This is a genomic window from Sphingosinicella ginsenosidimutans (assembly GCF_007995055.1).
Classification (GTDB): Bacteria; Pseudomonadota; Alphaproteobacteria; order Sphingomonadales; family Sphingomonadaceae; genus Allosphingosinicella; species Allosphingosinicella ginsenosidimutans.
Map to the genome: position 1 here is coordinate 1,996,297 of NZ_VOQQ01000001.1, position 22,597 is coordinate 2,018,893.

Genomic DNA, 22,597 nt, shown 5'->3' on the forward strand with positions numbered 1-22,597 from the left:
ACGCAACGTCTTCCCCTTGACCGGCTTTCACTTCATAGTGGCGGAGAGGGGGGATGCGATGGGTTGGACAGCCGCTCTTCCGTCGGGAACCGGCGGCAGCCTGCCGGCACTTCGCGTGCTGCTCGCGGCGCCGCGCGGCTTCTGCGCCGGGGTTCGCCGGGCCATCGAGGCGGTGGAAACCGCGCTGTCCCGCCATGGCGCGCCGGTCTATGTCCGCCGGGCGATCGTCCACAATCTCACCGTGGTGCGCGCGCTCGAGGCGAAGGGGGCGATCTTCGTCGAGGAGCTGGATGAGGTGCCGCAAGGCGCCGTCGTCATCATGTCCGCCCACGGCATTCCCGCCGTGGTCGCCGCCGAGGCCGATCGGCGCGGCTTGACCTGGTTCGATGCGATCTGCCCGCTCGTCGCCAAGGTCCACCGCGAGGTGGTGCGCCATCATCGTTCGGGTCGCCATGTGATCCTCATCGGCCATCGCGGCCATCCCGAGATCGTCGGGACGATCGGCCAGCTTCCGGCCGGTGCGGCGAGCGTGGTCGCGAGCGCGCAGGATGTCGCGGCACTGTCCATCCCCGGCGACGCCCCGATCGCCTATGCGGTGCAGACGACCTATTCGGTCGACGAGGCGGCCGAGGTGATCGCCGCGCTCACCGCCCGCTATGCCGACGTCGCCGCGCCACCGCGCAGCGACATCTGCTATGCGACGACCAACCGCCAGGCCGCGATCCGCGCGCTCGCCCCGCTGGCGGACGCGGTGATCGTCGCCGGCGAGCATTTCTCGTCCAACGCCTGCCGCCTCGCCGAAGTCGCGCGCGCCGCGGGCTGTGCATCGGTCCAGCTCGTGGCGAGCGCCGGGGCGCTCGATCTCGACGCGCTGCGGCAGGCCGGAACGGTCGCCGTGACGGCGGCCGCATCGACGCCGGAGGAGACGGTCGATGCGATCCTCGCCCGGCTCGCGACGCGTTATCGCCTCACGATCGAGGAAGTCGGCCAGGTGGCCGAGGCGGCGGCGTTCAAGCCGGTGCGGATCGATTATCCGGCAATCTCCTTGAGCGGGACCGCGGCATCGGCCAGCCGCGCCCTCTCGTAGAGTCCGCCCTCCAGGATCAGCTTGCGCCCCTGGACATAATCCCTGACCGAATTGACGCAGTCGAGCGCGATCGTGCGGCCGCTCTTCCGATAGATCACCGAGAAGCTGCGCGCCGCCGGATCGCCGCGAACGATGGCCTCGTCATGGCCGGCGGAGAGGCCGATCGTCTGGAGCTTCAGATCATATTGGTTCGACCAGAACCAGGGTAGCGCATCGTAAGCCGCATCGTGCCCAAGGATGGTGCGCGCGACCACATTGGCCATGTCATTGGCATTCTGGACCGATTCCAGCCGGATGCGGGCGCCGCCGGCGAAGCGGTTGGCATGGGCGGCGCAGTCGCCGATCGCATAGACATGAGGCAGGCTGGTGCGGCCGTTCGCGTCGACATCCACGCCGTCGCGCCCCTCTGCGCCGGCGGCGATCAGCGGGGCGACCGCCGGATCGATGCCGATGCCGACGATCGCGAGATCGGCCTGCAGGGTCTCCCCGCCGGTGAGCATGACGCCGCCGATGCGACCACCTGTTCCGGTCAGCGCCTCCACCATCGCGCCTACACGCACGTCCACGCCGCGGGCGCGATGCTCGGCCTCGTAGAAGCGGGAGACGGGCAAGCCTGCGACGCGGGCGAGCAGGCGATCCATCGCTTCGACCAGGACGACCTCGCGCCCCAGCGTCCGCAGCACCGCCGCCGTCTCGAGGCCGATATAGCCGCCGCCGATCACCGCGATCCGGCGCGCGTCGGCCAGTTCGTGGAGCAGCCGATCGACCTCGTCGCGATGACGGACATAGTGGACACCGCCAAGCGCGGCGCCGGGACAACGCAGCCGCCGCGGCGCGCCCCCAGCGGCCCAGACGAGGATGCGATAGCCCAGGGTCCGCCCATCGGCGAGCGTCGCCGTCCGCCTGGCCGGATCGACGGCCGTGACCGGCGTGCCGAGCAGCATCTCCACCTCCCGCTCCGCCCAGAAGCCCGCGGGCCGGATCAGCAGCCGTTCGAAGCCCTTCTCCCCGGCCAGATAGTCCTTCGATAGAGGCGGCCGCTCGTAAGGCAGATGCGGCTCGGCGCCGACGATGGCGATGCGCCCTTCAAAGCCGTGCTGGCGAAGCGCGATCGCCGCCTGCGCGCCGGCATGGCCGCCGCCGACGATCAAGACGTCGAAGCCCGTCGTTCGTGACCCCGCCATCGGCACCGGGCGCCCGCTCCTCTCGTTCCACCTGTCCCGGCGGCCGGCCTATCGGACTTCCGCGACATCCGGAAGTCCAGCGTGCGTCGGTTTACCTCTTGGCAACGTTGAACATGTTTCCATCCGAGCGTAATGTTGTGATCGCTCCTCCAAGCGGGGATGTAAGATGAGCCGGACGGCAACGATCGAAGGCGTCGAGCCCCCGCGATCCGATCCCAGGATTTCGGTTCCTGAAATCTGGGACGTGCGGCGCACGATCGAGTTGCGCACCGCGGAACTCGCGGCGGTGACCCGGACCGACGAGGAAGCCGCCGAAATCCTTGCCCTCGCTGAAGCGATCGGCCGCGAGGCGGGAGACGTCGACACCGTCACCGGCAGCGATATCGCCTTTCACGAGGCGGTCGCACGGGCGAGCCACAACCGCCTGTTTCTCGAGATCGTGCAGTCGTTCGATCCCTTGATGGAGGTGGCGGTGCCGAGCGCGTGGCGCACCCGGACCACCGAGGGGCAGCGCCGAATCATGGTCGAGCGCCACATGGCGGTTGCCAATGCGATCCATCGCCGCGATCCGATCGCCGCGACGATGGCGATGAGCGCGCATTTCGATTCGGCGATCGGCGACATGCTCCGCGCGGCGCGGCTCAAGGGGAGCGCGGTCTCCTTCTAGCGATCGTTGCGTGGCGCCGGCGCGCTCCGGGCCACGAAGTCGCCGAGCGGGCGTGGGACGGCGGTGCGGCGACCAGGGGGGACGGCGGCGAGGGACCGGATCATGGCGGTCTTCGTGGCGAATCCCCCGTGGTCCTTTTCACATCGCGGCGAGGGAATGAAAAAGCGGCGCCCCCGCGAAGGAGGCGCCGCCAGTCTTCTCCCGGGTTCGGGAGGGGGGCTCAGAACCGGCCGCGAATGCCGACCATGATGGTCCGGCCGGGATTGTAGGAGGTGAAGGTCGCGTTCTCGAACTGGAAATAGGAACGCTGGGTCGCCTTGAAGATATTGACGACATCGAAGGTCAGCTGCGGGAGGTGGCGCGCGCCGAGGATCGTGTTGAGATCGAAGCGCGAGGAGAAATCCCACTGCTGATAATCGTCGGAGAAGATCGCCGCGGCCGGAATGCCGTTCTGGTTCAGGTTCGATTGCCGTGACCCCTGGTTCCAGACCGTCGAGAGCCGGGCGCTGATGCCGTGATTCTCGTAATAGAGCGTCGCGTTGTAGGAATAGCGCGCGACCCCGAGCGCGACCGCCGGTGCGGCGCCCGTGCCCTTCTGGTCGATGATCGTGCCGTTGACGCTGAAGCCGAAGCCGCGAACGCCGAGATAGCGGCCGAGCAGGAAGTCCAGCGACTGCACCCAGGTGCCCTCAAGGCCGTTCACGGTGAGCTGGCCGCTGGCGTTCACCTGCTGCTGCAACACGACGGTCGCCTGGGTGGGACCACCGCGCGACGTGATCGCCGCCTGCTGCGTCGGCGTCAGCGTGTCGAAAGTCACGCCATAGACGGCGAGGTCGGAGAAAGGGACCGTCGTCGTGCCGGTGCTGGTGAAGCCGGTGATCGTCTTTCGGAAGGCGGCCACGGCGACATAGTCGCCATGCCCCATATAATATTCGACGCCGAGGTCGAGATTGTCGGAGATGTAGGGCTCAAGCGCCGGATTGCCGCGCGTGCCGACGTCGGCCGAGGGCGAGCTGAAGTTGAGACCGGGCAGCATCGCGTTCGGATCGGGCCGCGTCATCGTCCGCGAGGCGGCGACCCGGACGATCGCCCGCTCCGAGAGATTGTAGGCGATGTTCCCGGCCGGCAGCCAGTTGTCGTACCTGTTCTCGGTCAGGACGAAATTGGTTACGTTCGGGAAGCAGCCGCCGTCGCGCACGTTACCGGCGCCCGGGCAGCCCGCGGGAAGCGGGCCGGCGCCGTCTGGATCGGCGGCATTGCGCGGATCGGGAACGGAAACGAGCCCGCCGATCGTCTGGTCGGTCCGGACCCAGCGAACGCCGACATTGTAGCGCAGGCGATTGCCGCCAAGCGTCGTGTCGCCGTTGATCTCGCCATAGGCGCCGAGCGTTTTCTCGCGAACGAAGCCGCCGCTCGCGCCGGTGTTGGAGGCACCGGATTCGGGCGCGTTGTCATGGAACTGATCGTAATTGGCGGCCTGGCGGAAACGATCCCAGTCGACGGTGACGAAGCCGTCCGGCCCCGGCCGCAGGAACGAGGCGAGTGCCGATTGCGGGATCAGCGAGCCGCCATAAGTGACCGGGCCGCCCGTATAGCCTGGATAGGTCGGATAGCCCGGCGGCGCCGCGCCGGCCACGTCCAGCCCCTGGCAGGGCGGCTGGGTGTTCGGGCTGGGCAGGAACACGCTCGGATTGTCGCCGCACACCGCATTCTGCCACGCTTGGCTGTTGTCGAAGGCGCGGATGCGACGCTGGATGTCGTCATAGGCGGCGCCGACTCGGATGTTGAAGTCGCTGTCGCCCCATTGCAGGTTGCCGCGGATGCCGCGCGTGCGGGTCCTTCGCCGCTCGTCCTGGATGTTCACGCGGCCGCCCGGCCAGCCGAAGCTCGCCGGATCGTTGAGATCGACATTGGTCTGGATATCCGGCACGCCGCCATTGTTGGTATAGTCGACGGTGACTCCGGAGCTCGCCGGGGTGATGACGACGACGCTCGGCGATTCGCGGTGGAACCGGCTTTCGGTCCAGTTGCCCTGCAGGTCGAAATGGAGCCGGTCGCCGATCCGCCATTCCATTCCGGGATTGATGCCCCAGAAGTGCACGTCCTCGATGAACGGGCGATATTCCAGGAAGAACTGGGAATTGGCGTAGGTGCCGCTGGTGACGACGCAGCCCTGGCTGCAGTCGGTGCGATCATAGGTGGTGTTGAGCGGGATGACGGCGCCGTTGCGGCCGACCCAGTTCATGTCGATGCGCTGCAGATCGTTGTGGCGCCGCCCGAACATCGAATCGACATAGAAATGCAGATCGTCGCTCGGCCGCCATTCCATGCTGAGCACGCCGCTGATCCGGTCCTTGTTCCCGAACTCGTCGGACGGACGGCCGAGGCGCGGGATGATGCCGTTGTCGATCTGCTGGATCGTCGCGCCCGGATTGTTCGCGAGCAGGAAGGCCGCATCGATCGGCGTGCCCGGTGTCAGCCCGTTGCCGGCACTGGCCGGGACCGTGGCGGGGATCGTCCAGTTGCCGCCGCCGGTGGTATTGCAGGTCGTGCCCACGGGGCATTGCGTGCCGGTGAGGTTCGGGTTGGTCCAGCCGATCGTCTCGAAGCCGCGCACGCGCACTTCGTTGCGGACCGCGGCGACGCCGGCGAGGATTCCGAAATTGCCGAACGTGCCGCTTGCGACCAGCGAACCGCGACCGCCCCAGCGGCTCGTGTTGCTGTTGTTGGTCGCCTCGGCCGAATAATTGAGGTGGAGGCCGGGATTGTCGAACGGCCGCGCCGTGCGCATGTTCACCGTGCCGGCCGCGCCGCCCTCCACCATGTCGGCAAGCGCGCTCTTGTTCACCGTCAGCTGGGTGAAGAGCTCGCTCGGGAAGAGATCGAGATCGACCTCGCGATTGGTGCTCTGCGCGTCGGTTCGCCCGGTCGATGCGATCGCGACCGGCGCGCCGTTGAGCAGCACGCGGGTGAAATTGGTGCCGAGGCCGCGGATCGCGATGTTGAGGCCCTCGCCGGTGATCTCGCGGCTGATCTGGATGCCGGGCACGCGGTTGAACGATTCGGCAAGGTTGGTGTCGGGAAAGTCGCCGATATCGTCGGCGAAGACCGACTCGGTGAAGCCGACATTGTTCTCCTTGGCGTTCGCTGCGTTGCTGAGGCTGGCGCGGATTCCGGTCACGATGATGGCATCGTCGGCGGGTGCGGCCGACGCCCCCGTCTGGCCATTTTGCTGCGCAGCATTGGGATCGCTCCCACTACTCTGCGCGAAGGCCGCGGTGGCGATCATGCCGCTGGCCAGAATCGTGGCAGTGCGCAACAGAAGCTGGACGCGCGTGACGCGCGAGGTCGCGTTGGTCATCATTCCTCCCCTTGTCCCGTGCATTTTGCACTGTTGACCGATCGAAACCGGCAGGCCCTTCCTTTTGCGTTCGTTGACGCAAAAATGGTAGCGCTCACATAAGGTGTGACTCGGACCTGCTGTCCTGTCAATCTGAAACAGGATGACGGGGGTTTCGGACCGGACGAATGATCGGAGGCAGGCTCGTGAGGCGTGCAGGATCGGGCGGCGCGGCGCCGTCGCGCGGCCGAGTCGCCCGCCTTGACAGAAAGGCCCCGCCCGCTGCATGTGAGCGCTAACAATCGCGCATAAAATATTGAGAGGGCAAAGGGCGTTGAGCGCATCCGAGATCCCAGACATGCTGCCCGTCGATGCGTCCGCCGCGCTGCTGGCGGGTCGGATCGATCTTGGCGAGGGGCCGACCCCGGTGATCGTCGCCGGCGGACAGGTCCGCGACGTTTCGCGCGCCGCGCCGACCATGTGCCACCTGATCGAGCATCCGGACCCCGCGAGTCTCGACGGCCCGGTCCTGTTCGACGTCGCCGAGCTCGCCGCGCGCGCGGCGCGCCAGGATCGCGCGCGGCCGTTCCTGCTTTCGCCGATCGACCTGCAGGTCGTGAAGGCGTCCGGCGTCACCTTCGCCCTTTCGGCGCTTGAGCGGGTGATCGAGGAGCGCGCGCGCGGCGATGCCGCCGCTGCCGCCGAGATCCGCGAACGCATCGAATCGCGGATCGGCGGGGAAATCCGCGCCGTCGTGCCTGGATCGGAGGCGGCGGCGCGGCTCAAGGCGGCGCTGATCGACGGCGATCTGTGGTCGCAATATCTGGAGGTTGCGATCGGGCCGGATGCCGAGATCTTCACCAAGGCGCCGGTCCTCTCCACCGTCGGCTGGGGCGCCGAGGTTGGCGTTCGTTCGGATTCGCACTGGAACAATCCCGAGCCCGAGGTGGTGATCGTCGCCGACAGCGCCGGCCGCCCGCGCGGCGCGACGCTCGGCAACGACGTCAATCTGCGCGACTTCGAGGGGCGCAGCGCATTGCTCCTCGGCAAGGCGAAGGACAATAATGCCTCCTGCGCCCTGGGGCCGATGATCCGCCTGTTCGACGCCGGCTTCACCATGGCGGACGTCGAGCAGGCCGAGATCGCGCTGGAGATCGACGGGCCGGAGGGCTACCGGCTCGAAGGGGCAAGCTCGATGAGCCAGATCAGCCGCCCGCCGGCCGAGCTGGTCCGCCAGGCGATGAGCGAGCATGATTATCCCGACGGCTTCGTCCTGTTCCTCGGCACGCTGTTCGCGCCGGTCCAGGATCGCGACACGCCGGGGCGCGGCTTCACCCACAAGGTCGGTGATGTCGTTCGCATCTCGACGCCCAGGCTCGGCGTTCTTGAGAACCGGGTGACGACGTCGAAGGACGCGCCCCCCTGGACGACGGGGATCCGTGCCCTCGTCGACAATCTGGCCAAGCGCGGACTGATCGGCGCAAATGGGGGCCAGGAGGCCCAGGCATGACCCAGACACTGACCCACTTCATCAATGGCGAGCGCGTGACCGCACAGGCGGCGGGCGAAAGCCTCAATCCCTCCAACACCGGCGAGATCGTCGCGCGCTATCCATCGGCCGGCCAGGCCGAGGTCGATGCCGCGGTCGACGCCGCCCGCGCCGCCTTCCCGGCCTGGGCGGGGGCGACGCCGGAGGTGCGCGCCGATCTGCTCGACAAGGTCGCCTCGACCATCATGGCGCGGGCGGCGGAGCTTGGCGAACTGCTCTCGCGCGAGGAGGGCAAGACGCTCCCCGAGGGCAAGGGCGAGGTGATGCGCGCCGCGCGCATCTTCCGCTATTTCGCCGGCGAGGCGATCCGCCGCCACGGCCAGACGCTGGATTCGGTCCGCCCCGGCATCGACGTCGAGACGCACCGCGAGCCGCTCGGCGTGATCGGTCTCATCACGCCGTGGAACTTCCCGATCGCGATCCCCGCGTGGAAGGCCGCCCCGGCGCTCGCCTTCGGCAATACGGTGGTGCTGAAGCCGGCCAGCCCGACGCCGGCCATGGCCTGGGCGCTCGTCGACATCATCCACGAATGCGGCGCGCCTCCCGGCGTGCTCAACTTCCTGATCGGCGAGGGCGGCGTCGGCGGCGCGATCGTCGGCCATGAAGGCGTCGACGCGGTGTCCTTCACCGGCTCGCAGTTCGTCGGCGGCAAGGTGGCCGAAGCGGCGGTGAAGCGCCAGGCGCGCGTGCAGCTCGAAATGGGCGGCAAGAACCCGCTCGTCGTGCTCGACGATGCCGAGCTCGACCGCGCCGTCGCGATCGCGATCGACGGCGGCTTCTTCTCCACCGGCCAGCGCTGCACCGCTTCCTCGCGCGTCATCGTGACCGAGGGCATCCACGATCGCTTCGTCGAGGCGCTTGCGGAACGGGCGCGCACGCTCAAGGTCGGCGACGCGCTCGATCCCGCCAGCCAGATCGGCCCGGTGGTGAGCGAGAGCCAGCTCGAACAGGACCTCAAATATGTCGAGGTCGCGACCGGGGAGGGCGGGCGCCTCGTCACCGGCGGCGAGCGCCTGAGCCTCGCCAACCCCGGCTATTTCATGTCCCCGGCGGTGATCGCCGACACCAATCCCGACATGCGGATCAACAACGAGGAAGTGTTCGGCCCGGTCGTCAGCACGATCCGCGTCAAGGATTATGAGGAGGCGCTTGCGGTCGCCAATCGCGGCGATTTCGGCCTCTCCGCCGGCATCGTCACCACCAGCCTGAAGCATGCCCGCCATTTCCGCCGAAACGTTCGCGCCGGCATGGTGATGGTGAACCTGCCGACCGCCGGGGTCGACTATCACGTGCCCTTCGGCGGCACGCGCAAGTCGAGCTACGGCACGCGCGAGCAGGGGTTTGCGGCGATCGAATTCTACACGCAGACCAAGACCGTCTACATCGGGGGCTGAGCGAAAGTGGCCGATCCCGTCCCCGCGGCGCAGCGCGCGGTTTATCCGAGCTTGCGTGGCCGTCGCGTTCTGGTGACGGGCGGTGGCTCGGGGATTGGGGCCGGGATTGTGGGGGAGTTCGTCCGGCAGGGTTCGGACGTGACCTTTTTCGACATCCAGGAGGAGCCGTCGCTTGCGCTGGTCGAGTCGCTGTCGAAGGGGGAGGGGCGCGGCCCGCTTTTCCGGCCGGTCGATCTTCGCGACATCGGCGCGCTGCAGGCGGAGATTGCGGCGCTGATCGCGCGCGACGGCGGGTTCGACGTGCTGGTGAACAATGCCGCCAATGACGATCGCCACAAGCTCGAGGAGGTGACCGAGGCCTATTGGAACGAGCGGATGGAGACGAACCTTCGCCACATGTTCTTCTGCGCGCAATCGGTGATCGGGCCGATGCGCGCGAAGGGGCGTGGGGCGATCGTCAATCTCGGCTCGATCTCCTGGCATCTCGGGATCGAGGATCTGGCGCTCTACCAGGTGGCGAAGGCGGGGATCGAGGGGCTGACGCGGGCGCTGGCGCGCGAGCTTGGCGGCGACAATATCCGGGTCAACTGCGTGGTGCCGGGCAATGTGCGAACGCCGCGCCAGCTCAGATGGTACACGCCCGAGGGCGAGGCCGAGATCGTCGCCGCCCAGGCGCTCGACGGCCGCCTGCTGCCCGAAGACATCGCCGCCATGATCCTCTTCCTCGCCAGCGACGACGCACGACTCGTCACCGGCCATAACTATTTCGTCGACGCAGGATGGCTGTGAAGGCGCTCGGCGCGTTCGTCCTCCTCGCTTTGGCGTCGGCGGCGCCGGCGCAGCCGCATCTCGGCCAGCTCTTTTCCGATCACGCGGTGCTCCAGCGGGGACGGCCGATCGCCCTGTGGGGCGAAGCGGCGCCGGGCGAGCGCGTCGCGGTGGCGCTCGGCGAGGCGCGCGCGACCGCCACGGCCGGGCGCGACGGCCGCTGGCGCGCCACCTTGCCCGCCATGACCGCGGGCGGCCCCTATACGCTGACCGTCACCGCGCCGTCCGGCACGGCCGAGGCGCGCGACGTGATGATCGGCGATGTCTGGCTCTGCTCGGGCCAGTCGAACATGGAATTGCAGGTCAGCCGCGCGCTCAACAGCTTTAACGAGACGCAGGCGGCGAACGATTCCGGTCTGCGCCTCCTCAACGTTCCGCATGTCACCGCGCCCACCCCGGCCGCGGCCTTCTCGCAGCCGGTGAACTGGGCCGTCACGACGCCCGACAGCGTCGGCGATTTCTCGGCCGCCTGCTATTATATGGCGCGCGAGCTTCGGGCCGCGCATCCCGATGTCGCGATCGGCGCGATCAATGCGAGCTGGGGCGGATCGCCGATCCGCGCCTGGCTGGACGATGAGGGCGCGCGCGCGGCGCTCGGTGCGGACTATCGCGCGCTCCTGTCCTATCGCCATGACCCCGCAGCGGCGAACGCTGCCTTTGGCGAGCAATGGGCTTCATGGTGGCGGCACGCGCGGGGCGACGCCACCGGCGCGGAGCCCTGGCACGCGAGCGACCGCCTTGCCTGGTCGCCCGTGCCCGCAATGCGCTATTGGGAGCAATGGGGCGATCCGCGCTTCGCCGGCTTCGATGGCATGGTGTGGATGCGAAAGCGCTTCACGCTCACCGTCGCCGAAGCCGCGCAGGCCGCGACGCTCTCGCTCGGCGTGATCGACGAGGTGGACGAGGCCTTCGTCAACGGGGTCGCGGTCGGCGGGCTCTATTCCTGGGAGACGCCGCGCGTATATCCAATCCCCGCGGGCCTGCTCCATGCGGGCGAGAACGAGATCCTGGTCAACGTCTTCGACGGATCGGGCTCCGGCGGCCTCGCCGGGCCGGCCGAGCGGCTGAACATCACCCTTGCCGACGGCACGGTGAAGGCGATCGGCGAGGGTTGGCAATACAGTGTCGTGACGCCCAATCCGGGCATGCCGCCGCGCCCGGCCTGGGACGCGCCGATGGGCCTCACCCTCATCCACAACGGCATGATTTCGCCACTGCGCGATTTCGGCCTCGCCGGCGTCGCCTGGTATCAGGGCGAAAGCGATGTCGGGCAGCCGGGCAGCTATGCCGATCGGCTCGCCGCGATGATGGCGGGGTGGCGGCGGCAGTTCGACCGGCCGGACCTTCCGTTCCTGATCGTGAGCCTCGCCAATTTCGGCCCGTCCGCCACCCATCCGGTCGCGAGCGGCTGGGCCGAGCTTCGCGAGCAGCAGCGGATCGGCGTCGCGCGCGATCCCCATGCGGCGCTGGTGATCGCGATGGACCTTGGCGAGCGGCTCGACATCCACCCCGCGAACAAGCCGGAGCTCGGCCGGCGCCTCGCCCGCGCCGCGTTGCATCTCGCTTACGGGGCGAGCGCACCGGCCGGGCCCGAGGCGGTGGATGCGCGCCGCGACGGGGACGATGTGGTCGTCCGCTTCACCGGCGTCACCGGCGCGCTCCAGAGCTGGAGCAGCACGCGCGCCATCGCCTTCGAACTGTGCGGCGCGAGCCAGGACAGCTGCCGCTATGCCGACGCCGTCCCGGATGGATCGACCGTGCGCCTGCGCGCCGACGGCCGGCCGGCCACGCGCGTGCGCTATGCCTGGGCCGACAGCCCCGTCACCAACCTCTACGACGAGGCGCCGCTGCCGCCCGGTCCGTTCGAGCTGCCGATCAATTAGTAAAAATAATTGACAATCAATATTGATGACTGTAAAGCGGGTGAATGGATACCGAGCCCCACCCCCTGCTGCAGGTCGCTTTCCCGGCCCTGCTCCGCCACGCCCGCACCACTTATTCCGCCGCCATGCGCCGCGCGCTCATCGAGGCGGGCTATGACGATATTCCCGGCAACGGCCTCTATGTGATCGGGGCGCTCGCAATCGGCGAGGCGCCGCTCAGCCAGATCATCGCCGAGCTTCGCGTGTCGAAACAGGTCGCGGGCCAGCTCGTCGATGCGCTGGTGCTGCGCGGCTATCTGGACAGACGGACCGATCCCCAGGATCGTCGCCGGCTCACGATCACGCTGACCGAGCGTGGCAAGGCGGCCGCCGAGACGCAGGCGGCGGCGCGCGCGGCGATCGATGCCGAGCTCGTCGCCCGGATCGGCGCGGAAAAGGAATTGCATGCGCGCCAGGCGCTCTCCGCGCTCATCGACATTCGCCGCGACGCGGAGGCCGCCGCCGGCTGAGGCCGCTCACCGACGCCGCTAGTGATTGTGGCGGGGCGTTTTCTTCGACGTGCCGCGATATTTGATCGCGAAATCGAGCACGCCGCCCGCGCCGAGCTGCCCCGTCTTCTCACGGAACAGCTCCTCCCAGGGCGTGTTATCGGCCGGGATCGGCGGTGGCGCTTCGGCGGTGCGCCGGGCGATCTCATCGGCATCGACCAGCGCGTTGCAGGTTCCGGCGTTGAAATCGATGCGGATCATATCCCCGGTCCTGAGCCAGGCGAGGCCGCCGCCAGCCGCGCTTTCGGGTGAGGCGTTGAGGATCGAGGGGCTGTCGGACGTGCCGGACTGGCGACCGTCGCCGAGCGTCGGCAGCCACTGGATGCCGCGCTGGATGAGCGCGTCGGGCGGCTGCATGTTGACTACCTCGGCGGAGCCCGGCCAGCCGATCACCCCCGATCCACGGATGACGAGGATGCAATTCTCGTCGATGTCGAGCGCCGGATCGTTGATGCGATGATGATAATCGTCCGATCCGTCGAACACGATCGCGCGCGCCTCCATCACGCCATCCCTGATGAAGCGCTGCTGGAATGCGTCGGAAATGACGCTGGTCTTCATGATCGCGAAATCGAAGAGATTGCCCTTGAGGACGAGGAAGCCCGCGCGCTCCTTCAGCGGATCGGCATAGGGCCGGATCACCTCGCGGTCGCTGGCTTCGCGAAGCCCGTCGCCGAGCGGCTTGCCGGTCACGGTGAGGCAATCGGCGTCGAGCTTGCCGGCCTGGAGCAGCTCCCAAAGCACCGCGGGCACGCCGCCGGCGCGGTGGAACCGCTCGCCGAGGAAGCGGCCGGCCGGCTGCACGTCGACGAGCAACGGGATGTCGTAGCCGAATGCCATCCAGTCGCTTTCGTGAAGCTCGACCCCGGCATGGCGCGCCATCGCGACGATATGCGGCTGGGCATTGCTCGATCCGCCGAGGGCGCTGACCGCGCGGATCGCGTTGAGGAAGCTTTCGCGGGTCAGGATTCGCGAAGGTCGCAGGTCCTCATAGGCCATCTCGACGATCCGCCGCCCGGTCGCATAGGCCATCTGGCCGCGCTCGCGATAAGGGGCGGGGATCATCGCGCAGCCGGGCAGCGACAGGCCGAGCGCCTCGGCGACCGAGTTCATCGTCGATGCGGTGCCCATCGTGTTGCAATGGCCGGCCGAAGGGGCGCTGTCGCAGGCGCGCTGAAGGAATTCTTCCTCGGTGATCTCGCCGGCCGCGAGCTTGCGGCGCGAGCGCCAGATGACCGTGCCCGATCCGACCAGCTCGCCTTCATGCCAGCCGTCGAGCATCGGCCCGCCGGACAGGACGATGGCGGGGATGTCGACGGTCGAGGCGGCCATGATCGCCGAGGGCGTCGTCTTGTCGCAGCCGGTGGTCAGCACCACTGCGTCGATCGGATAGCCGTTCAGGATCTCGACCAGGCCGAGATAAGCGAGGTTGCGATCGAGCGCCGCCGTCGGCCGCCGGCAATTCTCGAAGATCGGATGGGTCGGGAATTCGATCGGCACGCCGCCGGCGTCGCGGATGCCGTCGCGCACGCGCCGCGCGAGATCGAGATGGATGCGGTTGCAGGGCGAAAGGTCCGATCCAGACTGGGCGATGCCGATGATCGGCCGGCCCGAGCGCAGCTCCTCCGGCGTGGTCCCGTAATTCATGAAGCGCTCGAGATAGAGCGCCGCCATGTCGCTGCGCCCCGGCGCCGCGAACCAGTCGCGCGAGCGGAAGGGTCGGGCGGGGGTGCGGGTCATCTCAAGCTCCAGTTACCACCTCTCCTCCCTGGGAGGGAGGGAGAGGACTGGTTTATCGACTTTTTCGTTTCATTCCCTCTCCCCGACGGGGAGAGGGAACTCAAGGTCGAGTTTCGCTAAAATCTACCCCTCCATCGCCTCCAGTTCCTTGCCCTTGGTCTCGCTGACGAAGCGCTGGACCAGGAAGAAGCTGATGACCGCGCACACGCCGTAGAACGTATAGCTCCAGGCCAGGCCGAGGCCCGCGGCCATCACCGGGAAGCTCTGGGCGATGAGATAATTGGCGAACCACTGGAAGAAGCCGGCGACGGCGAGCGCCGAGCCGCGGATCTGGTTCGGGAACATCTCGCCGAGCATCACCCACATCACCGGGCCCCAGCTGATGTTGAAGAAGATCACGTAGAGGTTGGCGGCGATCACCGCGAGCGTGCCGAGGCTGCTCGACAGAACGATCTTGCTGGCATCGGTCGGGTCGATGGTCGCGTGGCTGAACGCATAGACCATCACGAACAGGGTGATCGCCATGCCCGCCGATCCGATGAGCAGCAGCGGCTTGCGCCCGATCCTGTCGATCACTGCGATCGTCACGAAGCAGGCGGCGATCGAGACCGCGCCCGAGACGATGTTGATCATCAGCGAATCCTGCTCGGTGAAGCCGGCGAGCTGCCACAGGGTCGATCCGTAATAGAAGATGACGTTGATGCCGACGAGCTGCTGGAACACCGCCAGCATGATGCCGACCCACACGATCGCACGGATGCCGAGAAAGCCCTTGCCGCCGGCCGGCGTCAGCACGTCCTTGAGGTGGGGGCGGTGATCGGCGGCGAAGCTCGCCTGGATCTCGCCCAGCTTGGCGGTGCCGTCCTCCTGGCCGAAGAGGCTGGTGAGCACCGAATGGGCATGGTCGTGACGGCCCTTGCCGACCAGGTAGCGCGGGCTTTCAGGGATGAGAAAGAGCGCGACGAGGAAGATCGCGGCCGGAACCGCCTGCATGAGGTACATCCAGCGCCACGCCTCGATCCCGGCCCAGAAGGCGTTCGTCGAAACGCCCGCCGCGGCGGTGAGATAGTAATTCACCAGGAAGGCGGCGGTGAGGCCGGTGATGATCATCACCTGCTGCACCGTCGTCATCCGGCCGCGGATGTGCGCCGGCGCCACTTCGGAGATGTAAGCGGGGGAAAGCACGCTCGCCGCGCCCACCGCCATGCCGCCGCAAAGGCGGGCGATCAGGAAGATGGTATGGTCGTGGGCGAGGCCCTGCGCGAGCGCGCCGAAGAGGAAGAGCACCGCCGCCAGCCGCATCACGTTGCGTCGTCCCATCGCATCGGCGAGCGTGCCGGCGAAGAAGGCGCCGATGAAGCAGCCGATCAGGAGCGAGCCGACGGTGAAGCCGAGCCCCGCATCGTCGAGGGCGAAAGCGGCCCTCAGTCCCGGCTGGGTCCCGTTCACCGCGCCGCTGTCGTAACCGAACAGGAAACCGCCGATCGTCGCGACCGCGACGATGCCGCCGATCAGGCCCATATTGGCGCGGGACGCCTGCGCTTCACTCATCTTTCCCCTCCCGGTCCTAGGCCGATTCGATGCCGGCCTTTTCCTGTTTGGTAGCGCTAACAGCGCAAAAAGGAAGCGAATATTTTGCGCGTCGGCGGCTGGTCAGGCGCCCGCCGACGCGCGGCGGTCGCGACGCCGCTCGCCGGGGCGTGCGGCCGGCTTCGCCTCCGCGTTGGGCGTGGCGGAAGATTCGCGCACGACAAGGCTGTGATCGAGCACGCTTTCGGCCTGTCCGGCAGCGCGGCCGGCGCGGCGGGCGCGAAGCTCGGCGAGCAGCAGCTCGACCGCCTCGTCGGCCATGGCGGCGATCGGTTGCTTGACCGTGGTCAGTTCCGGCCAGACCGTGGTGGCGGGGGCGGTGTCGTCAAAGCCGACGATCGACACGTCCTTCGGCACGTCCAGCCCGGCGCGATGCGCGACCGAAATCGCTGCCGCCGCCATGTCGTCGTTCGAAGCGAAGATCGCGGTCGGCCGGGGCGCGCGCGCCAGCAGCCGCTGTGCCGCAACGAGGCCCGAGCGATAGGTGAAATAGCCCTGTTCGATGAGCCCTTCGTCCGGCGCGATCCCGTTCTTGTCGAGCGCCGCCCGGAACCCGCGCAGGCGTTCGATGCTCGCGATATGGGTGGGGTGGCCGACGATGAATCCGATGCGGCGGTGGCCGAGATCGATCAGATACTGAGTCATTTCCTGCGCCGCCGCGGCATCGTCGATACGCACGTTGAGCGCATTGGGTCGCGGCCGGCCCATCGCCACGGTCACGACGGGGATGTCGGCGGTCGCGAGCTCGGCGAGGATCGCCTGGGATTCGGAGAGCGGAGGCGGCAGGATCACGCCTTCGACCGCGGTCGCCGCGAAGTGCCGCGCGGCCTCCGCCTGCTCCTCCGCGCTTTCGGATTCGCATCCCTCGATCATCAGATGGCAACCGGCGCGCCGCGCGGCCTCCAGCGTGCCGACCAGGAACTGGCTCAGATAGGCCGCCGACGGGTTTGCGTAGAGCAGGCCGATATGGGTCGCCTCGCCGGCAGCGAGGCTCCGGGCGGCGCTGTTGGGCGAGAAATTGAGCTGCTCGATCGCCTCGCGCACGCGCGCCTTGGTCGTGTCGCGGACATGCTTTTCGCCATTGATGACGCGCGAGACGGTCATCGCCGAAACGCCGGCCGCCTTGGCGACGTCCTCGATCGTCACGCTGCCGCGGCTGCGCCGGCTCGCCCTGCTCATCGGATCCCTTCCATCAGCAGCAGATAGTCCCGCCTAAGCCTTGCCCGCAATCTCCTTCAGCACGGCGCGCATCCGGGCGAACAGGCCCGGAGTCGGCGGCCCGAGGATGCCGCGCGCATGCGGCGGCAGATGGGCGGCCGGATCCTCCTTGCCGACGAAGACGTAATGATCGAACACCATCTTCCAGACGTCGCGCTGCTCCGGCGGCAGGTGGCGCAGCGAATAGATGGCGTGGAGCAGCGCATCGTAACCGCCGCCGAGCCCCGGCATCGCCTCGTTCCACCAATAGTTCACGAACAGGTTGAATGGCGCCAGCGAATCCACCGCGTGCCACCAGTGGAAGGGGAGATAGACGGCATCGCCAGGCTCGAGCGTCGCCGTCTGTGCATGGGCCGCCGCCTCGGCGAAGCGCGGAAAGCGTTCGAGATCGGGCGCTTCGAGATCGACGAGGCTGATCGGCGTTCCCGCCGGCGTCAGCTCGAAGGGGCCGGGGTAGAGATTGGGAAGCTGATCGGGCGGAAAGACGGTGAAGCGCCGCCGGCCGGCGACCACGATCCCGATATTCTCCATGAGATCGTAATGCGGCGCGACGCGGATGCGGTTTCCGATCCAGGCGCGCGGGGCGACCTCGGCCCCGACGAGGTCGATCGCATTGGCGCGCTCGAATCCCGGCATGAGCTGTGGGATGATCTCGGACTGGATGGCAACGGCATGGGGACGCTCCGTCCCGCGGTTCTTGAGCAGTCCGTCGAGCAGCGCGCCAAGCGTCGAGGTGCCGCGCTGGAAGTTCAGGCCGCGCATGTCCTCGCTGTAATAGAAGCGTCCGCCAATCTCCGGCGGGCCGACGATCGCGGCGACCGGCCGGCCGGTCGCGAAGCCGTTCATGTAAGCGACCAGCGCCTCGTCCGACTCGCGCGCCGCGCGGACCGCCGGCCAGCCGCTCGCAAGTCCGCGCAGCACGACGGGGCGGCCCGCCGGCCGGATCTCCTCGCGGAAACGGGCCTGGTCGATGCCTTCGATTTCTTCGATCGGGCGCGGCGCCGGCAGCATGAGCTACGACGCGCGCTTCATCACGACATCGCTGGCGCTGTTGTTCATGCGCAGGAATTCGCGCTGCGTCGGCAGCTGGCGCACCGTATCGGCGATCACTTCGCGGATATGCCTGAGCCGTGTCAGCGTCTCCTCGTCGCTCAACAGGTCGGCGACCGGATGATAGCCGCCGGCCTCGATCTCCTGGCCGATCAGCACCGCCTGCCAGCTCGTTTCGGTGAACAGCTCCTCATGCTCGCGGAACACGCGGCCGTTGGACCGGAACATCTCCAGCTTCTCGGCGAGCCCGGGCGGCGGATCGATGTTGCGGCAATAATCCCAGTAAGGCGTGTCGTCGCGCTGGGTCGCCAGATAATGGAGGACGAGGAAGTCGCGGATATCCTCATATTCGCGGATCGTCCGCTCGTTGTATCGCCGGATCTCGGCGTCGTTCCAGCGCCGGCTCGGGAAGAGGGTCATCAGCCGGGCGATGCCCGACTGGACGAGATGGATGCTGGTCGATTCGAGCGGCTCCAGGAAGCCGCCCGCGAGGCCGAGCGCGACCACGTTCTTCACCCAGGCCTGCCTGCGATAGCCGGCCTTGAAGCGCAGCCGGTTCGGATCGGCGAGCGGCGCGCCGTCGAGATTGGCGAGCAGCAGATCGAGCGCATCCTCGTCCGACATATGCGCGCTCGAATAGACATGGCCGTTGCCGACGCGGTGCTGGAGCGGAATGCGCCACTGCCAGCCCGCCGGGCGGGCGGTGGCGCGCGTCAGCGGGGTCTCGTCGCCGCTGCTTTCGGTCGGGATCGCGATGGCGCGATCGTTGGGCAGCCATTTCGACCAGTCCTCGAACCCCGAACGCAGCGTCTGCTCGATGAGCAGGCCGCGAAAGCCCGAGCAGTCGATGAAAAGGTCGCCCTCGATGCGTCGGCCGTCTTCGAGCAGGACCGCCTCTATGAAGCCGCTCTCGGCGTCCTGCGCGACCTCGACGATGCGGCCCTCGGTCCGCACGACACCCCACGCCTCGGCGCGCGTGCGAAGAAAGCGCGCATAAAGGCTCGCGTCGAACTGGAAGGCATAAGCGATCTTCGACACGGGCGAATTGGGAAGATCCGGCCGCGGCCGCATCATCTTCGTCGAAAGCGCCGCCATGGCCGAGATGGAATAGGCGTCGAGCGGGGTCGCATCGCCAAGTCCGCGGCCCTTCAGCCAGTAATGATAGAATTCGATCCCCTTCATGTCCGGCCCGTAGAAGCCGAAGGGATGGATGTAGCGATGGCCGATCCGCACCCAATCCCGAAATTCGATGCCGAGCTTGTAGGTGCCGTGCGTCGCCTTGATGAACTCGTCCTCGTCAATGCCGAGCAACTGGTTGAACAGGACGAGTTGGGGGATCGTCGCTTCGCCGACGCCGACCGTGCCGATCTGTTCGGACTCCACCAGCTCGATCGAGAGGCCGGGCATCCCGCCGATGATCCGGGACATCGCCGCCGCCGCCATCCAGCCGGCGGTCCCGCCGCCGACGATCACGACCTTGCGGATCAGATCGTCCCTCATGCACCGAACCCGCTTGCGAAGGCGAACGGCGCCTCGGCCTGGGGCTGCGGCGGGGCGCAGCAGCGGGCGACGAACTCGGCATGGGTCGGCATCGCCTGGGCGGTTTCGAGATAGCCGATCCGCATCTGCTCCAGCGCCTGGGCGATCTTGTCCTCATCGAGCGCGTCGACCGCCGGCTCGTAATCTTCGGGGACGATGTGCTGGCCAAGGAAGACCGCGACCCAGCTCGTCGTCGCGAACAGCTCGAACCCTTCGCGGAACACACGCCCCTTGGCGCGGAACAGGTCGATCTTGGTCTGGAGCGTCGAGGGGATCTCCAGCGCCTGGCAGCGCTTCCAGAAATCGGTCGTGCCGCGCGTCGCCTTGTAGTGGAGCACGATGAAATCGCGCACGTCCTCGAACAGGTTTTGCATCTGGCGGTTATATTCATCGCGCTCGACCGGGTTGAAGCGCTTGTCCGGAAACAGCGAGATCAGGCGGGCGATGCCGGCCTGGATGAAGTGGATGCTGGTCGATTCGAGCGGCTCGATGAAACCGCTGGCGAGGCCGAGCGACACGACATTGGCATTCCACGCAAGCGTCCGCCGCCCCGTCACGAAGGACAGGCGGCGCGGCTGATCGAGCGGCGGGCCTTCGAGATTGGCGAGCAACTCGCGCTCGGCATCGTCGTCGGAGATATGCGCGCTCGAATAGACATAGCCATTGCCCATCCGGTGCTGGAGCGGGATGCGCCACTGCCAGCCCGCGCGGCGAGTGGTGACGCGGGTATAGGGATCGGGCGCGACGGCATGTTCGCTCGGCACGGCGATCGCGCGGTCGCAGGGCAGCCAATTCGACCAATCCTCGTAGCCCGTTTTCAGCGTCTGCTCGATCAGCAGGCCGCGAAAGCCTGAGCAGTCGATGAAAAGGTCGCCCTCGATCACCTGGCCGTCGGCCAGGGTGACGGAGCGGACATGGCCGCTTTCGCCATCCTGCGCGACATCGACGACCTTGCCCTCGATGCGCCGCACGCCGCGCCCTTCGGCATAAGCCCGCAGGAACTGGCCATAGAGGCTCGCATCGAAATGGAAGGCGTAGAGCAGCTGGCCGAAGGGCGGCCGCGCGTCGGCCGGGGGCCGCGCGAACTTGCCGAGCTGCGCGGCGACGGCGCTCATCGACCAGGCGGAAATGTCCTGCATCACGCGCCGCTTGCGCTCGCGCAGGTAGAGCTGGTGGAAATGCACGCCCTCCAGATCGTGGCCGTGATAGCCGAACGGGTGGAAATAGCGCTCGCCCTCGCCGCCCCAGCCGACGAACTCGATGCCGAGCTTGAAGGTGCCCTTGGTCGCGCGGAGGAATTCGTTCTCGTTGATCCCGAGCATCCGGTTGAAGGTGATGAGCGGCGGGATCGTCGCCTCGCCGACGCCGATCGTCCCGATCTCGGCGGATTCGATCAGTGTGATCCGCGTGTAGCCGTTGTTCAGGAAGCGCGCGAAGGCGGCGGCGGCCATCCAGCCGGCGGTACCGCCGCCGACGATGACGACCTCGCGGATCGAATGTTCGTTCATTGTGCGGTCTGCCTTGCAAGTCGCCGGAGATAATCGGCCTGGGTCGGAAGGTTGGGGACGATCCCGGCGATCGCGGCGCGAAGCTCCGTCATCGCTCGGTTGGAGATTTGAGGGCCGACGGGATCGATCAGCGGATCGACGCGCCGGGGAAGGGCGCCCTGGCCGATCAGCACCGCCGCCCAGCTGTCGCGGGAGAAGGTTTCCTCCTCGTGGAACGGCAGCCGCCCGCGCTCGCGAAACAGGCCCAATGTGTGGGCCAGCGACGGCGGCGGCTCGGCGGCGGCGGCGGATTGCCAGAACGGCTCGGGGCGATCGGCGACGAGATAGTGAAGGGCGACGAAATCGCGCACCCGGTCCGCCTCGGCGCCGGCCTGGCGGTTATAGTCGGCAAGCTCGACCGCGGCGAAATCGCGATCCGGCATCATCGCGATGACCCGATCGGTCGCGCTGTGGGCGAGGTGGAGGTTGGTCCATTCCAGCGGCTCGACCGCGACCGCCGCGTCGCCGATCGCGACGCAGTTGCGTCGCCACGGCTCCGCGAGACGGCCCTGGCGAAGCGCGATCGGCGCCGCGCCGTCCGCAAGCGCGGCCGCCGCTTCCGCGTCGCTCATATAAGCCGATGAATAGACGAGACCGCGCGAGCTGCGCGCCGGCGATGCGGCCTGCCAGCGCCAGCCGGCCTCGATCGCGGTCGCGTCGTCCAGCGTCGGCGGGTCGGCCGGGGGAGGGCCTTCGGCCATCAGCATCCGGTCGCAGGGGAGCCATTGGCTCCAATCCTCGAAATCGCCACCGAGCGTACCGCGCAACAAGGCGCGCGGGCCGGTGCAATCGATATAGAGATCGGCCGTCGCCTCGCTGCCGTCGACCAGGCCAAGGCCCGAAATGCCGCCGTCCGCGCCGCGCCGCACCTCGGCGATCTCGCCCGGCCGCTCGATCGCCCCGAGATGCCGCGCGAATGCCCGCATCAGCTCGCGATAACGCGGCGGATTGATGTGGAGCGCGTGGAGGAATCCGGGGAGCGGACTTGCCGGATCGTCGTTCGGCGGGGCGAAGCGGCCCGCGCGGCCGATTTCCGCGGCGGCGTTGTGGCGATCGAAGGGCGCCGCCTCGCCTGCCTTTTCGGCGCGCAGCCAATGGTGGTGGAACGAAGCGGTGCCGAATGGCCGGCCATAGTCGCCATAAGCGTGGACATAGTCCGGCCGGCCCTGGCTCCAGCCCTCGAAGCGGGTCCCGAGCCTGAGGCCGCTGCCCGCGCGCAGGATCGTATCCGCGTCGGTGAGGCCGAGATCGTGGTGGAATTCGAGGATCGAGGGGAGAGTGCCGCCGATCCGGTCGGCGAGCGCGTCGGGCGCCGGCGCGATCGGCAGCACGGTGATGGAAAGGCCGGGCAGCTTGCGCGCGAGCGCCGCCGCAGCCGACCAGCCGGTGATGCCGCCACCGGCGACGAGGACGGAGCGGATGGCCTCGCCCAT

General features: G+C 68.0%; 16 protein-coding genes. 7 read left to right on the forward strand and 9 right to left on the reverse strand.

The window, feature by feature from the left end:
* Nucleotides 1–58 precede the first annotated feature (58 nt).
* The gene (gene ispH / locus FRZ32_RS10075; RefSeq protein ID WP_147043380.1) at nt 59–1,087 is read left to right on the forward strand and encodes a 4-hydroxy-3-methylbut-2-enyl diphosphate reductase; all 1,029 of its coding nucleotides are present in this window, start codon (nt 59–61) and stop codon (nt 1,085–1,087) included.
* Here the strand turns inward: ispH and FRZ32_RS10080 are convergent.
* A complete protein-coding gene (locus FRZ32_RS10080; RefSeq protein WP_147043381.1) occupies nt 1,030–2,271 on the reverse strand; it encodes an NAD(P)/FAD-dependent oxidoreductase in 1,242 nt (413 codons plus the stop codon). The genes ispH and FRZ32_RS10080 overlap by 58 nt on opposite strands.
* A 166-nt stretch (nt 2,272–2,437) precedes the next feature.
* Here FRZ32_RS10080 and FRZ32_RS10085 point away from each other — a divergent pair, with 166 nt between their 5' ends.
* Nucleotides 2,438–2,938, forward strand: a complete 501-nt coding sequence (locus FRZ32_RS10085; RefSeq protein WP_147043382.1) for a FadR/GntR family transcriptional regulator — start codon at nt 2,438–2,440, stop codon at nt 2,936–2,938.
* Nucleotides 2,939–3,158: 220 nt separating this feature from the next.
* On the opposite strand, the gene FRZ32_RS10090 is transcribed toward FRZ32_RS10085, so the two are convergent.
* Nucleotides 3,159–6,299 carry a TonB-dependent receptor gene (locus FRZ32_RS10090; RefSeq protein WP_192901890.1) on the reverse strand — a complete coding sequence of 1,047 codons (3,141 nt, stop codon included), beginning with the start codon at nt 6,297–6,299 and terminating at the stop codon, nt 3,159–3,161.
* A gap of 337 nt (nt 6,300–6,636) precedes the next feature.
* Here FRZ32_RS10090 and FRZ32_RS10095 point away from each other — a divergent pair, with 337 nt between their 5' ends.
* Genes FRZ32_RS10095 through FRZ32_RS10115 form a run of 5 tightly spaced genes read left to right on the forward strand, consistent with a single transcriptional unit; the run spans nt 6,637 to nt 12,441 of the window.
* Nucleotides 6,637–7,788: a fumarylacetoacetate hydrolase family protein gene (locus FRZ32_RS10095; RefSeq protein WP_147043384.1), complete on the forward strand. Its 1,152-nt coding sequence runs from the start codon at nt 6,637–6,639 to the stop codon at nt 7,786–7,788.
* The gene (locus FRZ32_RS10100) at nt 7,785–9,221 is read left to right on the forward strand and encodes an aldehyde dehydrogenase family protein (protein WP_147043385.1); all 1,437 of its coding nucleotides are present in this window, start codon (nt 7,785–7,787) and stop codon (nt 9,219–9,221) included. Before FRZ32_RS10095 ends, FRZ32_RS10100 begins: the two co-directional genes overlap by 4 nt.
* A 6-nt stretch (nt 9,222–9,227) precedes the next feature.
* A complete protein-coding gene (gene xylB, locus FRZ32_RS10105; protein WP_147043386.1) occupies nt 9,228–10,010 on the forward strand; it encodes a D-xylose 1-dehydrogenase in 783 nt (260 codons plus the stop codon).
* Entirely contained in the window at nt 10,001–11,932 is a 1,932-nt protein-coding gene (locus FRZ32_RS10110) for a sialate O-acetylesterase (RefSeq protein ID WP_147043387.1), read from the forward strand. The genes xylB and FRZ32_RS10110 overlap by 10 nt, the downstream gene beginning before the upstream one ends.
* Nucleotides 11,933–11,976: 44 nt before the next feature.
* Entirely contained in the window at nt 11,977–12,441 is a 465-nt protein-coding gene (locus FRZ32_RS10115) for a MarR family winged helix-turn-helix transcriptional regulator (protein WP_147043388.1), read from the forward strand.
* A gap of 18 nt (nt 12,442–12,459) precedes the next feature.
* Here FRZ32_RS10115 and FRZ32_RS10120 read toward each other — a convergent pair whose 3' ends face one another.
* From FRZ32_RS10120 to FRZ32_RS10150, 7 genes are all read right to left on the reverse strand, one after another.
* On the reverse strand, nt 12,460–14,220 hold the full coding sequence (locus tag FRZ32_RS10120; protein WP_147043389.1) for an IlvD/Edd family dehydratase: 1,761 nt from the start codon (nt 14,218–14,220) through the stop codon (nt 12,460–12,462).
* Nucleotides 14,221–14,343: 123 nt separating this feature from the next.
* Nucleotides 14,344–15,771, reverse strand: a complete 1,428-nt coding sequence (locus tag FRZ32_RS10125; protein ID WP_147043390.1) for a sugar porter family MFS transporter — start codon at nt 15,769–15,771, stop codon at nt 14,344–14,346.
* A 102-nt stretch (nt 15,772–15,873) separates the two neighbouring features.
* Nucleotides 15,874–16,989, reverse strand: a complete 1,116-nt coding sequence (locus FRZ32_RS10130; protein WP_147043391.1) for a LacI family DNA-binding transcriptional regulator — start codon at nt 16,987–16,989, stop codon at nt 15,874–15,876.
* Nucleotides 16,990–17,022: 33 nt separating this feature from the next.
* Nucleotides 17,023–18,039, reverse strand: coding sequence for a cupin-like domain-containing protein (locus FRZ32_RS10135; protein WP_147043392.1), 1,017 nt, complete (start codon nt 18,037–18,039; stop codon nt 17,023–17,025).
* 3 nt (nt 18,040–18,042) lie between these two features.
* Complete coding sequence (locus tag FRZ32_RS10140) at nt 18,043–19,578, reverse strand: tryptophan halogenase family protein (protein ID WP_147043393.1); 1,536 nt, start codon at nt 19,576–19,578, stop codon at nt 18,043–18,045.
* Nucleotides 19,575–21,125 carry a tryptophan halogenase family protein gene (locus FRZ32_RS10145; protein ID WP_147043394.1) on the reverse strand — a complete coding sequence of 517 codons (1,551 nt, stop codon included), beginning with the start codon at nt 21,123–21,125 and terminating at the stop codon, nt 19,575–19,577. The genes FRZ32_RS10140 and FRZ32_RS10145 overlap by 4 nt, the downstream gene beginning before the upstream one ends.
* Nucleotides 21,122–22,597 (reverse strand): tryptophan halogenase family protein, encoded by a 1,476-nt coding sequence (locus FRZ32_RS10150; protein ID WP_147043395.1) that lies wholly within the window; start codon nt 22,595–22,597, stop codon nt 21,122–21,124. The genes FRZ32_RS10145 and FRZ32_RS10150 overlap by 4 nt, the downstream gene beginning before the upstream one ends.